The organism is Butyrivibrio sp. AE3006 (genome assembly GCF_000424165.1).
GTDB lineage: Bacteria > Bacillota > Clostridia > Lachnospirales > Lachnospiraceae > Butyrivibrio.
On the sequence record NZ_AUJJ01000024.1, the window covers coordinates 1 to 14,744 of the forward strand.

The following is a 14,744-nucleotide window of genomic DNA, read 5'->3' on the forward strand; positions in this document are numbered from 1 at the left end:
ATATGATATACGAATTGCTCCGTTTCTTCGAAACTCTCGCAATTCTACAAATATTCGGAAACCGCTAATTTACTGCGTAAATTGCTAATTCCTCATATTTGTTCGGGTCATAAAGTCAAACTGCTTAACATGCAAGCATGTACGCATTTTTGACTTTTGACACCTATATCATTATATATCAATATTGCATTTTTATCTCTACTTTTATAGGCGGTTTAACCAGTGATTTAAATGTCTCAGCATCTGATTTTTTGCCGACGATACTTCCATAATGTGTAGGTATCGCAACCTCCGGTCTCAAAATGTTTATAAGCTCCGCTGCCTTCTTGGCATCCATGGTATAAGTGCCTCCGATAGGAACAAGGGCTATATCGCATCTGACCTTCTGTGCATCCTTGGTAAGACTGGTATCTCCTGCCACATAGATTCTCTTATGATCCACTCTGAAAACATAACCAACAAAGCCTGCTGACTTTGGATGATAGGGCTTAATATTGTTGTAGGCAGGAATGGTCTCAAATTCCAGTCCATCCACCTCTTTGTAAATACCGGGTTTAACCACAATAAGCCTATCCTGGTCATGAACAAGCACATTGGCCAGCTTGCCAATCTTCTCTGGAACTATGAGAATAGTACTGTTTTTCCTTACTTTTTTGATGTCGTCATTGGAAAAGTGATCACTGTGATCATGAGTAATAAAAATATAATCAGCATCGTGAGGCTCGTCCTTCATCTGAAAAGGATCAACGTAGATAACGCCGTGCCTAGTCTGAATACGAATGCTGCTCTGCGTAAAGACCTGTATATTTTCTGTCATAAAACCTTCATACCCCTCTTAGTTACTTCGTAGTGATATAAAGCAAACACTACAAACAGTATTTTATCACATGTTAAGCCACAAGATAAGGGGGTTATTTAACATCTATGAAGATTACACGTCACATTCAAGCTGTTCCGCTTCAAAGCCCACTGAAATGCCATGGATTCCATCTCTCTTCCATGCAGCAAGAACTCTCATTACAGGGATCGTGTATTTCTCCACATCCACCTTCATGATAAGCATTATTACCTGATTGTGATTATGCTTTAAAACTACATCGCTGCTTCGAAGATTAGAAGTTGCTACATCCATGAATTTTTCTGTAGCGTCGGACAGTTCCTGCCCTTCGCTTCCTGTCAGTGTAAAGATAACCATTCTGGTATCAACCTGATAATTGGATATGAGCCTGACCATAAATCTGTATATAGTCTTAAAGCTCTCAGTATCAGTTACAAATGCGCCTCTTGACTGATTTCTTTCACCAAATATCATCTTAAGATTCCTAAAATCACTGATGGCTGCTTCAGACTCAGTCTCGGAATCCTTCTCATAAAAGTGTGTGCAATGCTTACCTTCCTGTTTTGCCTTATAAAGCGCTGCATCAGCCTTTGAGAAAACAGTAAGGTAGTCCTGTGTAAGATCCCATACCTTTGTGGCACCGCAGGAACAGCCAAGGGGGATGTTCATATCCTGACCCATGTAGGCTCTTGCTGCCTCCAGCAATTTTTCGTTATAAACATTTACCTTCTGCTCTATGGCAGTTATATCAAAAAGATTTTCGCAGAAAACAACGAACTCGTCACCGCCGATTCTTCCGGCAATATCATTTGCACGAATTGATGATTTTATAAGCTCTGAAAAGACAATCAAAATCCGATCACCCATCTCATGACCATGGATATCGTTAATAAGCTTGAAGCTGTCAAGATCAAGCACCAGAAGCATTCCACGCTTTTTACTGACAATGTCTCCAAGAATCCTCTCAGTTGTGGCTTTATTATAAAGTCCCGTCATGGCATCCAGCTGAGCTTCTTTTCGAAGACGATTGTTCTCATCGACATTATCGAGAACTCTCTCTATACGCTTAAGAAGAACCTCGGCTTTTATGGGCTTTCTGATATAATCAGCCGCACCAAGATCAAACCCTCTGCTTTCACTCTCATCACTTTCATCTGAAGTAATGAAAATAAAGGGCGTATCAGCATCACTCCTTGAGTGAATCGTACTCTGGAGCTCATATCCCGACATCTCCGGCATACGCAGGTCCGTAAGAACCAGATCCGGCTGATCCTTAAAATAAAGATCCACCGCCTCTGCGCCGGAATGTGCAAGAATAGTCTCATAATGGCTACCAAGAGCACGCTCCGCAAGCATGAGCATTATTTCTTCATCATCTACAATTAAAATTTTTTTCATATGCTTAACCGTTATGTTTCGTTACTGTTCCACACCAATCCAAGCATAGTAATATCATCAAATTGCGGTGCATCGCCAACAAACTCATCAATTGCAGCTTTTACATTCTTAAGGACAACCCTTGGCTCGGAATTTTCATCGCCGTTAAGGGCCTTAAGCAGGCGCTCTTCGCCAAAGAAATTGTTCTCTGAATCCGTAGCTTCAAGTACTCCGTCAGTATATACATAGAGGCTGTCGCCGTTATGTATCTCAAATTCATGCTCCATGAACTTAACACCGTCGAAAATTGCAACAGCAGGCGAGTGCTTATATTTAATAAGCTCCCATTCTCCTCCTGCTCTTCTGATAGCGGGGTGCTCATGACCGGCATTTGCTGCCATTCCTTTTCCTGTTGTTATATCTATGATTGCGAGCCAAACTGTAACGAAAAGCTCTGCATCATTTCCATCACAGAGCTGCTCATTGGCATACTCTAAAACCTCTGCAGGACTTCCGCCAAGCTGCGCTCTGTTTTTGATAAGAGTTTTAGCAATAACCATGAAAAGTGAAGCCGGGACACCTTTTCCTGAAACATCTGCCATAACAAGAGCAAGGTGCGTATCGTCTATCATAAAGAAATCGTAGAAGTCTCCGCCGACCTCCTTAGCAGGAGTCATGGTTGCGTAAAGGTTGAATTCCTTATGCTCAGAGATCTCATCAAAATTCCTCGGAAGCATACTTGCCTGAATATCAGTAGCAATAGCAAGTTCTCCGGCAATTCTCTCCTCTTTAGCGGTAACCTCTCTGAGGTCTTTAATATATTTCTGAAGAGAATCTGCCATGTTATTAAAGGATCTTGCCAGGCTTCCGATCTCATCATTGGTATCAACTTCTGTTCTGTTATCCAGATTACCGCCGCTTATGCTGCGCACGTCCTTCTCAAGTACTTTAAGAGGATCAGAAATTTTTCTGGAAATAATACCGGCAACAGATGTAACCACAAGCAAAATAAGTGCAATAAGAACAAGGCAGCTCTGGATGACACCAAGTATTCCTCGTATTACGGAATTAACCACGTTACTTGTATTTTCATCAATACTGTCGTGAATTGTCTGTGCAGGCTTAACTACTGTGCTTACAGGACTTATGATACAAAGCTTCCAGCCTGTAGATGAGATGGTTGAAAAAGCGATATAATTCTCATCTTCGCCTTCTCCCGCACTTAAAACTCCGCTCTCATTTGAGAGAATCTCTTTACCTGCGATCCTAAGAGCCGGATTCTTGTCATCATCAAAAATACTGCCCATATCTTCAAGGGAAGGATCAATCTCTCTTCCTGCGATATATCCGCCATTAGAATCAATCATTACAGCTTCACTTGGAATAACGATTCCGTCATTTACCATGGCTTCATTTAGCTCGCTCATGAGAACGTCCATGGCAACGCAGCCTGCAAACTCACCATTTTCATCAGTAAAGGGGGCAACACAGGTAATGGTCAGACCTCTTCCGTAGCTATCCTGGTAGGTATCAGTAAACTTAGCACCACTGCCGCTTTTAGCCATTTCCCACCAGCCGGTTTCTCTGTATTCATAGTACCCCTCTCCAACAGTCTCACTGTTGTCGGAATTGGGATCATAGCTCACAAGAAGACCGTTATTTGTACCCATATAAATAGTTACAAGGTTTGGAATATTATCCTTTAAGGGCTCAAAAATCTTCTCCATGTTTCCAAGGAGCTTACTTTCTTCCACAAGGCTATCATAGGATATATCAGGATTAGCAATGGTTCGTTGCATAACCCATTTGCCGGCATTTTCCTTGATAGGTTTATTAACCTCTATCTTAGGAAAATCACCTTTATTTGCATACAAAAGATGAGCATAAGATGCAGCAGTTAAAACAGCATCCGAATAAGCATCAAGCTTCTGCTCTGCCAGCAGCGTCTTATCTCTTGCCTGATTCGAAATCTTCTCCTCAAGCTGATCCATCATGGCTGATGTGCTTATCTCTGTGGCATTTAAACCAAGCTCCTTAGAACCTGTTACCGCATCCTCTCTGATAAAATGAATCGCAGACAGACAGATGAGCGTTGATAAAATCAGCGTAACAAGTGAAAAGGTAAGGGTTGTCAGAATAACCTTTCTTGCAACAGAAACCTTTTTGCCTTCACCTGATGCAGCATCTTCATCATCAGTCTCAAGAATATCCTCATAACCAATCTTCGCCATGATAGTTTCATCAACCATCAGGGTTGCAATGATTAGCAAAAATGCACCTATAATCTGGAAACCCGTAGCCGGTGTGTACTGATTTCCGAACAGCCTGCTAAGTATAGGATTAGTCACCAAGGTTATTATGATTTCAGCTGAAAAAATAAGAGAAGCCTTCAATGCTGATACATATTTCTGACACTTAATCTGCAAAAGGCCATATATAGCACGAATAAATATACCCATAAACAGGGCGCTCACCCAGAAACTGATCTCTTTTGGAATAGACATTCCGGTATTGGATGCAGCACTTTGAATGGCCCAGCCTGCGAAAGCAAATATAGATGAAAAGATCATCTGTGCCATTGTCAGCTGGGTAGAATCCTCTTCTTTTCCAAGAATTGATACGCTGACAACGTAGGATGCAAAGAATATGTCAGCAAGAATAAGATAAATTACTTCCTTTGATGAAAACAGCGCATCGGTGTCTGCCCCAAACATAAGCAGCAGCGCGATAACCGCAATTACTGAAGCTATGGATGAGAAGAAGCTGACTTTTTTCTTAAGCAGCATTAAAAGTGGTGTAATAAAGATAAAATAGAGACTGACAACGCTTGAAACGATGACAACGTCAAGATTTTTTGAGCCAAGTAATACAAAGTAGTTAAAGCCTGTAAGCTCAACCGCAAAGACTATGCCCTTTAACAGGGTCTTTTTCTTTAGCCCGATTGCCTTCTTAAACTGAACAAGACCAAGAATAAGAATACCTATCAGGTTTGTAATGCATACAAACGCAAAGGTAGATACAGTATCCGGCACATTTTGAAGAAAAATATACTGAATAGCTGCAAGAAAAGTAATAAAAATAAGCCCTAGTGTCGCTAAACCTTCTTTTTTATAATTCAAAACGATTCCCCTCTTTAAGAAAAATTTTGTTTATTTGTATGATGCAATAAATTTATGTAATAAATATTCCGGTTTATAGGAATTCTTTAATGCGCGAAGGCCTTCTATTCCGACGTCCTCTTCCATATTTACATATTCGCATTCCATGGCACACTGCTTAACAGACTCCTGTCTCAGCACCTTGTAAATATGCGGTATTTCTCGATTACCCTTTTCTATAATGGCATCATAGAAAGTATCACTAAGCTTACCGCCATAGCCAAAGCCCTGAACTACACCGTCAATTCTAAGTACGATTCCGGATAGTCCAAGCTCATCAAAATGCTGAAGCTGCTTATCTATCATCCTGGATTCTCTTCTCAAGGCATATAAATAGCTTTTATCTGCCTTGCTCTCAATCCATTTTTTCTCAAACTGCAATATTTCAGGAAAATCATCAGGTGTTATGAGTTTGATCTGTGCCCTGTCACCATAAATATTCCAGAAGGTATTGGCTTCTGATCTGCGCTTCCTTAAGCTGTTTCCGGAAAAAGTAGACATTCTCTTGGTGGTAAACATATACTCCGCAAGATCAATGTTTTCTTCTATAACGAATTCACCCGGAAATATCTCTTCCAACACATTTTTACAGTTCTCTGTAAGTGAGATGAATTTGACCTTCTCCCCGTAGGCAGCGGCATCAGCCATTATTCTCTTAAATTGTTCTTTCTTATCACCCTCGCCCATGGGTGCAAGATATACTCTGTATTCATCGCCGCATAGATTTTTTCTGAGGATGTATAACACATCATCCTCTATGCAATACTCATCTCCGTACTTTTCTGACAGGGACCACATACTAACCGGCGAATGCTGACATGATCCCTCTCCGTATTTTGAAGTATACTTATATATCTTCTGCAGATCATCGAGCGTTATCTGCGCAAATTCAAGCTTGCTGTTTTCACTATTATTCATTTTTGCCTTTTCCTGATTTCATATTTCTTCTAGTTTATATTACCATATTTCGTAAATTACTTTTGTTAAAATTGTATAAAACAATTCTAATAAACTTAATCGAGTAGGCTGACTCCTACTCGATTTCGCACACGAACATTCCGCACTTCGTGCTCCATGTTCTTACGACCGGCAAATGAATTTGTATGCAAGCATCCATTCGCTTGCCGGTCTTGTGCAGCAAAAAACAGCTCCGGGACTTGATCCACAGAGCTGTTTCCATCAATATTCAAATCTTAAATTATCTCCAGAGTGTCCAGAGGAATACATAAGCACCAATTACGGCTGCAAGTGTGAAAGGAATACCGATTCTGGTGAAATCCTTAAAGCTTACTTCGTAGCCTTCTTTTCTAAGCATTCCTACGCCTGCGATATTGCAGCTTGCTCCAACGGGAGTGATGTTACCTCCAAGAGTTGCACCGCACAGAAGTCCGAAGTACAGAAGGCAGGGATTAACTCCAAGAGTTGCTGTAACGGATTTAAGAATAGGAAGCATTGTTGCAACATAGGGAATGTTGTCGATGAATGCAGATATAAGTACTGATCCCCAAACAACTATTGTGAACAGTGCAAACAGGTTATTGCCGCCAACTGTTACGATGAGGTTTGCAAGATCGTTTACAAGACCAACGTTCTTAACTCCGCCGATTACCATAAAGAGACCTGTAAGAAGGAGAACTGTATCGTAGTCAAGGCTCTTAACAACTCTCTTAATTCTCTCAGCATCATGATCCTTAAAGTACTCCCAGACCATACCTATAAGTGAGCAGATAAGGCAGATCATACCGTTTGTGATCTCGGGCTTTTCAGGGATAAATGAAGCAGCCATAAGAAGCACTACATGAGCAACCATCATGATCGTGGGAACATAGTCTTTTACTACTGTCTTCTCTGTTGCTTCAACGGGCTCCTTATCCTTTCTGAACAAGAACATCATAATCGGAACTGTAAGGAGAGCACCAAGCTCTACAGCGAAGAAAATACCAAGGCGTCCGTCCATCCAGAAGAAATCGTTAAAGTCCATGTTGGCGTACTCTTTTGCAGCCAGCATGATGGATGTGGTATCACCAACCAGTGTTGCAGCTCCCTGAAGGTTTGATGAAACCGCAATTGAAATGATCATGGGTACAGGATTGATCTTAAGCTTTTTACAAATAGCAAGGCCAACGGGCGCTACCATGAGAAGGGTTGCCACGTTATCGATAAATGCAGATATCAGGCCTGAGAAAAGGGACATGAATATGGTAACCCACATAACGTTAGGAGCCAGATCCATAAGCTTTTCAGCGATAAGATTGGGCATCTTGGATTCGATAAAGTAGTCAACAAGAAGGAGCGTTCCAAATATCATTAAAAGTACGTTCCAGTCAACTGCTGTTCCAATCTGAGAAACAGGAAGAATTCCTGTAGCCACATAGATAGCAGCAACGATCAGTGCGGTAACAGCTCTTCTCTTGGGAAAAGCTATAAGGCACACATACATTGACACAAATAAGATGATTGCCAGAGTTTTCATTTTGTTTTCCTTTCGGTTGTAGGGTGAAATTGTTATCAGCTACGCATCTTACGAAGTGCTTTTTTTATCTTACGGATAAAAAAAGACCTTCGCTGCATTGCATTTGCAGCGAAAGTCTCGTTAATTACAGCGTATCCGGGGATGAATCCCGTACTGACGAATATGCAACATGCCAAAGCATGATAACTACTCCCTTTCACTAAAAAATAAAATAACAGATTTAGAATTTAGTGTCAATTCAAAATACTGTGTATAATTTGTTGTAACTCCGGTAAACAATTATCCAGAAAAAGCCTGTATCCACACTCATTTTCGCCGTCAAAACCACAAACTTCTTTCCTCATTCGGAGGCATCCGCCATGGCAGATTCGTAAGTACGGACAACCAATGCAAACATCAGCATCCGCACTATCCCGCATAATAAAGCTGCTCTTTGCAGCCCTATTATATATATCCTCAACATTCTCACAGGCAAGATTCCCAATGCAGTATTCATCAAGAGCGTAGAAGTCGCAAGGAAACACTCTTCCGTCTGCTTCTACTACAAGCTGTGGATGGCACCTGCCGGTAATTCCGCAGGCTGTCTGCCTCCCGTAAGCCAGCAAATTTATCAGATCATCAAAAAGCTTAATACTCCTGTACTTTCCGGCTTTAAAAGCTTTTGCCCAAAGGAAAAATAAGTGGCTATAGAAGCCTGCAAAGCTGCAGGGGTTCAGCCGGCAAGACTTCTTTTCGCCCTCTATTTTTCCAAGGCATGGAATAAACTGCGTATACCCTATATCCTCTCTGCACAGATAATCCCAAACCTTTTCAGGTTCCTTTGCGAGGTCATCTGTAAGTACAGAAAGGATATTATATTCTACGCCATAGCTTTCAAGCACCTTTCTTGCTGCATTTACTCTTTCATAGGTGCCGTTCCCATTCGTATCTTTCCTGTATCTATCATGAATTTCCGGGAGGAGGTCCAAAGAAATTCCCACAAGAAAATTATTCCTTTTGAAGAACTTACACCAGCTCTCATCCAATAGAATGCCGTTTGTCTGGATTGCATAGCTTACTAAAACGCTGCCCTTTTTCTTTTCCACTTCTTCTGTAAAGTGTAGAAAAAACGGGAGCCCTGCCAAAGTCGGTTCTCCTCCCTGAAAAACGAAGGAAACCCTATCCTTCTCATTCATACAGGAAAACACATTATCTATTATTTTATTTACCGTCTCCTGCCTCATAATTCCGCATGATGAAGCAGTTCTCTTACTGCTTACATCTTCATAAAAGCAATACTCACAGCGCAAATTACACAGAGAAGATGCAGGCTTTATCATTATCGAAATATTTTTCATTTTGTATTTACGGACAATATGGCATTTTCGTATCCCGTAAGCAGGATGAAATTATGCCTGAAATTGTATAGGGTTATCCCCATGATCACCACCAAAAGCAGCATAAACAGTCTGTCTACAGACTTCTGATTTATAAGATCATTTATTTTTCTGCCTGCTATGCCTCCTGAAATCCCCATTGCCACCATCATTAAAAGAAGTACCACATCTACCTTCGGTACAGTGCCAGTTGCAATGGTTGTTACAAAGGAAGCCAGCTGTGAGAGCAATATTATAAAAAGGGAGCTTTCCGCTGCCTCCTTTGCCTTCATGGAAAAACAGTAGCTAAGAACCACAATATTTATCGGGCCTCCGCCAATCCCCAAAAACGCTGATATAACGCCAAGTATTGCGCCTATAGTAAAAATCCAGACCAGTCCTGTAATTTTCTTTTTACTTATCCTTACCTTAAACAGTGTGTATATAAAGGTTCCTGCAGTAATCACAAATAAAACCAGTGACTGAAGCTCTCCAACCAGGAAGTCATTACCAATATCAGACAAAAGCACAGTAAACATGCTCTTTCCGATCACACCGCCTGCTATGCTGCCTGCAGCAAGGATTATCATCTCATTTGATGCAGACTTAAATCTGCTTTTTCCCGCTTCTCTTGCTATTGAATATGCTGTCATTGAAAGCACAGTGCATCCGGACAAAAAGCTTATTACAGAAACACTGTAAACTTTTGCAGCATCCAGTACAGGCTTTATTATCACTCCTCCGCCAATGCCGCAGATAGAGCCCACAAGTGAAGCCAAAAAGCAAATAACTGCAATAATAACATATTCCATTTTCAGCCTTTATCCCTTTACAGCTCCAACCATGATTCCCTTTGTGAAATACTTCTGTACAAAAGGATAAAAGACAAGAATCGGCACACTTGCCACAATGATAAGTGCGTATTTCATGGTTTCGCCCTGCATAACCTTTTCATACATACCGGTCATATCGCCGCCCACGGCCTCAAGACTGTTTTGTAACAGGATATCTCTTAAAACAATCTGCAAAGGATATAGCTTTTCGTTTCGAAGATAAATTATTGCATTAAAGAACGCATTCCAGTGCTGTACTGCATAAAATAGCGTAATTACCGCAAGTATTGGTTTTGATAAGGGAAGAACCACATGTATCAGTGTCTGAAAATGACTACAGCCATCTATGGATGCAGCCTCCTGCAGCTCTCCCGGGATGCTTGTCTGGAAATAGTTTTTCATAACAAGCATATTGTAGGTATTAAGTGCGTTAGGAATTACCATGGCCCAGATACTGTCAGTGATTCCAAGATTTTTAACCACCAGATAAACAGGTATCATACCGCCTCCAAAGAGCATGGTAAAGGACACTAAAAACGTAAGCAGTGTTCTGTATGGCATGTCCTTTCTTGAAAGCGGAAACGCACAAAGTGTCGTTAGCAAAAGGTTTATAACAGTTCCAAGTCCGGTATAGATTATGGTATTTCTATAGCCTATCCATATCTTTGGCTCCTGAAAAACCATCTGGTAGGATTTTACGTTAAATCCCACAGGTAAAAAGGTCAGTTGTCCCGAAAGAACTGCCTCCGGCTTACTGAAGGAGGCGATGATGACAAAGTAAAGCGGGTACGCCACCATGATCATGATAAGGACACTGATAAAAATAATTACGTAATCAAATAATCTATCATTTAAACTCTTTTTCATCGCTAATCTCCATTACCACAGACTTATTTCAAAATATTTCTTACAAATCCTGTTTGTAAGTATTATCAGTGCCAGATTGATAACAGAGTTAAAAAGTCCGACTGCTGTTGCATAGCCATAGCTTCCCTGCAAAATACCCTGCTTATAAACAAGGGTTGATATTATTTCGCTGGATCTGATATTCAGATTATTCTGAAGAAGATATGCCTTTTCAAAACCAATGGTCATAACCTGTCCGATTCTCAGGATAAGCAGCGTTACGATCGTAGGCGCTATTCCGGGTAAGGAAACGTGAATAATTCGTTTAAGTCTGCCTGCTCCGTCAATTTTCGCAGCCTCGTAGAGCTCCGGATCAATTCCTGCAAGTGCAGCAATATAGATTACAGAATTCCATCCACTCTCCTGCCATATATCGGAAAGGACATACACAGCCTTAAAGTATTTGTTGGATTCCAGAAAACCAATGGATTCAACCCCTAAAAAGTTCAAAAAGGTATTAAGAACACCATATTGAGGTGACAGAAACAGATATAACATACCGCACAAAACAACAACTGATATAAAGTGCGGAACATAAGTCAGATTCTGTAGCACCTTTTTAAAGTGCACTCCCGGCAGTTCGTTCAATATGATAGCCAGTAATATGGGAATCGGAAAACCAAAGATTATAGAATATAAGCTGATGGATACTGTGTTCCAGATAATGTCTATGTTATAGTACGAAGAAAAAAATTGCTTAAAGTATCTTAGTCCAACCCAGGGGCTTCCAAGATAACCAAGCCTTGGATTGTAGTTTCTAAAAGCCAGCTGAATTCCGTACATCGGTACATAGCAAAACACTATGTACCAGATGAACGGTATGAGAAACATCACTATCAACTGCCATTTAGAAAAGAATCTCTTCCGAAATGACTTCTTCATGTTGATGTGATTCTCCTTTATTTAATATTGTCATAGGCTTCCTGGTAGATTGATACCCATTCATCGATACCGATGTCCTTCAGGGTCTGAACATAAGTATCCCATGAATCGAAGGATTCTTCGCCTCTTATAAACAGTGCTGTTGTTGTCTTAACATAGCTTTCAATATCTGACCAAAGCACTGTAACTCTGTCATTTACCTCTTCTGTGAAAAGCGGAGCTGAATAAATATTTTCGGGAACATAAGGATCCAGTGCCACCTGCGCCTCAAGAGTATTCTTAGAAGCGATTGCCTCACAGTTTACCTCATTGACAAGCTGAGGAGCGCCACCGCCCGGCCAGATTGTGAACTTACCGATTTCTGTTCCGCTACCGTTAGGACTATCAAGAATACCATCGTTGTATCTGGGCATTCCATCCTCATCGAAGTACATGTTCTCACCTTCAACGCCGTATCTCATCATGATTGAGCCTTCATCACCGTAGAAGTAGTCGATGAAACGAAGCGCTGCTTCAGGATATTTGCAATCACTGCTTATGGCAAATACGCCGTTATCACGGGCTATAGGAGCTGACTGAACATACTGTTTATCTGCTGCTCCTGTAAAAGGTGAAATACCAATGTAATCTGTGGAATCAAAGGCATCATCAGCCTGGTTAAAGAAAAGTCCAAGGAGATTTCCTGATGCTTTTGAAAGATACTTTGCATATTCCTGAGTGAATACCTCTTCATCGATAAGGCCTTCAGCGTACATGTCGTGTAACCACATAAGCTCTTCCTTAAAGCTGTCATCGGTAAGATAAGAAACAACCTTATCATCCTTTACCTCGAGCCATGTATCAAACTGCCACTGATGTCCCCAAACGCCTGCAAATCTTCTGATAAGAGTATCAGCATCTGAAGCACTCATAGGTATCTCATCATCGATACCGTTGCCGTTAAAGTCGGTGCCCTTAAATGCCTTAAGCACAGCTTCAAGATCATCAAGAGATTTAGGTACATCCAGTCCTACTTCATCGAGCCATGCTTTGTTCAGCCAGAACTTTTCGTCGCGAGCTGCTGTTAGATCAATAAGTGCAGGAAGTGCATAAATATGTCCGTCCGGTGCTGTGATTCTTGAAAGAATTGCGGGATTTTCCTGAATATGCTTTGAAATATTAGGTGCATACTCATCAAGCATATCCTCGAGAGGAATGAGGATTCCCATTGTTCCGTATTTTACGATTTCAGTATTGGTAAGAAAGGCTCTGACAAACACATCATCATAATCGTCGCTGGCCCACATAAGACTCTTCTTTTCATCATAGCCTTCAGCTGAAAGAACATCTGTAAAATCAAGCTTGATATTTGTCATTTCCTGATACTTCTTCCACATGGACATTGTATCCCAGGGCTGCTGAGCAGGTCCCTGCTGTCCAAATACCCTTAATGTAATCTCTTCATTTACGATAGGGAAACCCTCTTTATTCAGATTTTCTGTAGATGCACCTGTCGATGCTGTAACCTCGGAAACATTTTTATCTGCTTCGGCACTTCCGCATCCGCTTAATGTACCAAGAAGCACACTTACCCCAATTGCCAATGCTACTATTCTTTTTTTCATTGTAACCCTCCAAATAAACTTCTTTGCAATTTGGTCGACCGCAATTACAGTATAACTGTCACCCCTATGGAGGTCATCACAATTCCTTGTCCATCAACTACACTATTTTGTCTTTTGTATACATTCTGAAGGTCTGAGTCCTGTGTACTCCTTGTAGACCTTTAAAAAGTAGTTGTAGGAGTTAAAACCTGTCTTTTCGGAAATCTCGTAAAGGTTGTGTTCTCCCTCTTCCATGTACTGTCTTGCTTTCTTTACCCTGAAGCTGTTTAAGTATTCGGTAAAGGGCATTTCCATCTCCCGCTTAAAGAGTCTCGACAGATACGAAGGTGAAACATGGATTTCCTTTGCAACGGTTTCCAGACTTATATCTTTGCTATAACATTTATCAATGTACGCAATTGTGTCTTTGACATATTCAGACAAACCGTCAAGATTTTGCTCCTCCAGCTTTTCAAGGGCAAGCTGATAGCTTTCTATCATCTCCTCACTAACTGAACCTATCGCGTATGGAAGCTCAATTGCAAGAAGCTTTTTAACATTACTGATAAGAGTTAGCGTATATGCAGCGACCTCTTTTTCTATCTCTGCATCAGCCTTGTCTCCCTGATAGGCATGAAGGACTACAAATTCTCCTCTGCCCATGTGACAGACTACGCCGTTACCTATGGTTCCATATACAGTATCTGCTATAGATAAAATTCCTCGAACAAGCTTTTTCTTATCAATAACAAGCGAGGTCTGCATTGCTCCGGCGTTATCAGGAATTCGCATGCAGCTGCAGACATACTTCCTGCCCATTTCAGGATTTCCATCCACAAGGATGTTCTCTATCTCCTTTGCTTTATCTTCATCAGACTGCTCAAGGAAAAGATCCGTCACCATACGACTCAAGGCCACACCTCGAATCTGCTGGTACATATTTTCTTTATGTTCTTTCTTCTCAGATTCCTTCCGTATCTCGAGAATTTTGTCTCTTAGAGTTTCCTCTGTCAGCTGGTGCTTCAACAGATAATCGTAGGATCCGTATTTCATCGCCTCCCGGACAAACTCATAGTTATCGTAGTTACTGAGTACTAGTGTCGATGGCATGATTTTCTCATCAGACAAGTCTTTAATCACCTGAGTTCCCATCATATCAGGCATATCCATATCAAGAATAAGCAGATCAGGACTATATTCCCTTACTGCCTCCAAAGCACTTCCACCATTAATACATTTGGCAAGGACGACACAATCTTCACACTTTTTTTCCAGATACCCGGCAATTTTACCAAGCATTATGATATCGTCATCTGCAATTACTAAGCTATACATACTT

General features: G+C 41.0%; 11 protein-coding genes. All 11 read right to left on the bottom strand.

All coding sequences use genetic code 11. The annotated features are described in order from the left end of the window. Nucleotides 1-178: 178 nt before the first annotated feature. Nucleotides 179-817 carry an MBL fold metallo-hydrolase gene (locus tag G603_RS0112625; protein WP_026670451.1) on the bottom strand — a complete coding sequence of 213 codons (639 nt, stop codon included), beginning with the start codon at nt 815-817 and terminating at the stop codon, nt 179-181. Between the two features lie 114 nt (nt 818-931). Continuing rightward, nucleotides 932-2,236 carry a GGDEF domain-containing response regulator gene (locus tag G603_RS0112630; RefSeq protein WP_026670452.1) on the bottom strand — a complete coding sequence of 435 codons (1,305 nt, stop codon included), beginning with the start codon at nt 2,234-2,236 and terminating at the stop codon, nt 932-934. A gap of 11 nt (nt 2,237-2,247) precedes the next feature. Further along, nucleotides 2,248-5,334, bottom strand: a complete 3,087-nt coding sequence (locus G603_RS21600) for a SpoIIE family protein phosphatase (protein ID WP_051207829.1) — start codon at nt 5,332-5,334, stop codon at nt 2,248-2,250. A 30-nt stretch (nt 5,335-5,364) separates the two neighbouring features. Beyond that, nucleotides 5,365-6,291 (bottom strand): DUF2156 domain-containing protein, encoded by a 927-nt coding sequence (locus G603_RS0112640; protein WP_026670453.1) that lies wholly within the window; start codon nt 6,289-6,291, stop codon nt 5,365-5,367. A gap of 280 nt (nt 6,292-6,571) precedes the next feature. Then, complete coding sequence (locus G603_RS0112645) at nt 6,572-7,846, bottom strand: SLC13 family permease (RefSeq protein WP_026524267.1); 1,275 nt, start codon at nt 7,844-7,846, stop codon at nt 6,572-6,574. Between the two features lie 233 nt (nt 7,847-8,079). Continuing rightward, nucleotides 8,080-9,183 carry a radical SAM/SPASM domain-containing protein gene (locus tag G603_RS0112650; RefSeq protein WP_026670454.1) on the bottom strand — a complete coding sequence of 368 codons (1,104 nt, stop codon included), beginning with the start codon at nt 9,181-9,183 and terminating at the stop codon, nt 8,080-8,082. Beyond that, nucleotides 9,180-10,013 (bottom strand): sulfite exporter TauE/SafE family protein, encoded by an 834-nt coding sequence (locus tag G603_RS20300; RefSeq protein ID WP_051207831.1) that lies wholly within the window; start codon nt 10,011-10,013, stop codon nt 9,180-9,182. Before G603_RS20300 ends, G603_RS0112650 begins: the two co-directional genes overlap by 4 nt. Nucleotides 10,014-10,022: 9 nt before the next feature. Beyond that, nucleotides 10,023-10,901 carry a carbohydrate ABC transporter permease gene (locus G603_RS0112660; RefSeq protein WP_026670455.1) on the bottom strand — a complete coding sequence of 293 codons (879 nt, stop codon included), beginning with the start codon at nt 10,899-10,901 and terminating at the stop codon, nt 10,023-10,025. Nucleotides 10,902-10,913: 12 nt separating this feature from the next. Then, nucleotides 10,914-11,822, bottom strand: a complete 909-nt coding sequence (locus G603_RS0112665; RefSeq protein ID WP_051207833.1) for an ABC transporter permease — start codon at nt 11,820-11,822, stop codon at nt 10,914-10,916. A gap of 17 nt (nt 11,823-11,839) precedes the next feature. Next, nucleotides 11,840-13,426 (bottom strand): extracellular solute-binding protein, encoded by a 1,587-nt coding sequence (locus tag G603_RS0112670; RefSeq protein ID WP_035793143.1) that lies wholly within the window; start codon nt 13,424-13,426, stop codon nt 11,840-11,842. A gap of 102 nt (nt 13,427-13,528) precedes the next feature. Then, nucleotides 13,529-14,740: a response regulator transcription factor gene (locus G603_RS0112675; protein ID WP_026670458.1), complete on the bottom strand. Its 1,212-nt coding sequence runs from the start codon at nt 14,738-14,740 to the stop codon at nt 13,529-13,531. Nucleotides 14,741-14,744 lie beyond the last annotated feature (4 nt).

Bases quoted from the DNA above. Each gene is read 5' to 3' on its own strand.
- G603_RS0112625 (WP_026670451.1), bottom strand. From the start codon at position 817: ATGACAGAAAATATACAGGTCTTTACGCAGAGCAGCATTCGTATTCAG.
- G603_RS0112630 (WP_026670452.1), bottom strand. From the start codon at position 2,236: ATGAAAAAAATTTTAATTGTAGATGATGAAGAAATAATGCTCATGCTT.
- G603_RS0112640 (WP_026670453.1), bottom strand. From the start codon at position 6,291: ATGAATAATAGTGAAAACAGCAAGCTTGAATTTGCGCAGATAACGCTC.
- G603_RS0112645 (WP_026524267.1), bottom strand. From the start codon at position 7,846: ATGAAAACTCTGGCAATCATCTTATTTGTGTCAATGTATGTGTGCCTT.
- G603_RS0112650 (WP_026670454.1), bottom strand. From the start codon at position 9,183: ATGAAAAATATTTCGATAATGATAAAGCCTGCATCTTCTCTGTGTAAT.
- G603_RS20300 (WP_051207831.1), bottom strand. From the start codon at position 10,013: ATGGAATATGTTATTATTGCAGTTATTTGCTTTTTGGCTTCACTTGTG.
- G603_RS0112660 (WP_026670455.1), bottom strand. From the start codon at position 10,901: ATGAAAAAGAGTTTAAATGATAGATTATTTGATTACGTAATTATTTTT.
- G603_RS0112665 (WP_051207833.1), bottom strand. From the start codon at position 11,822: ATGAAGAAGTCATTTCGGAAGAGATTCTTTTCTAAATGGCAGTTGATA.
- G603_RS0112670 (WP_035793143.1), bottom strand. From the start codon at position 13,426: ATGAAAAAAAGAATAGTAGCATTGGCAATTGGGGTAAGTGTGCTTCTT.
- G603_RS0112675 (WP_026670458.1), bottom strand. From the start codon at position 14,740: ATGTATAGCTTAGTAATTGCAGATGACGATATCATAATGCTTGGTAAA.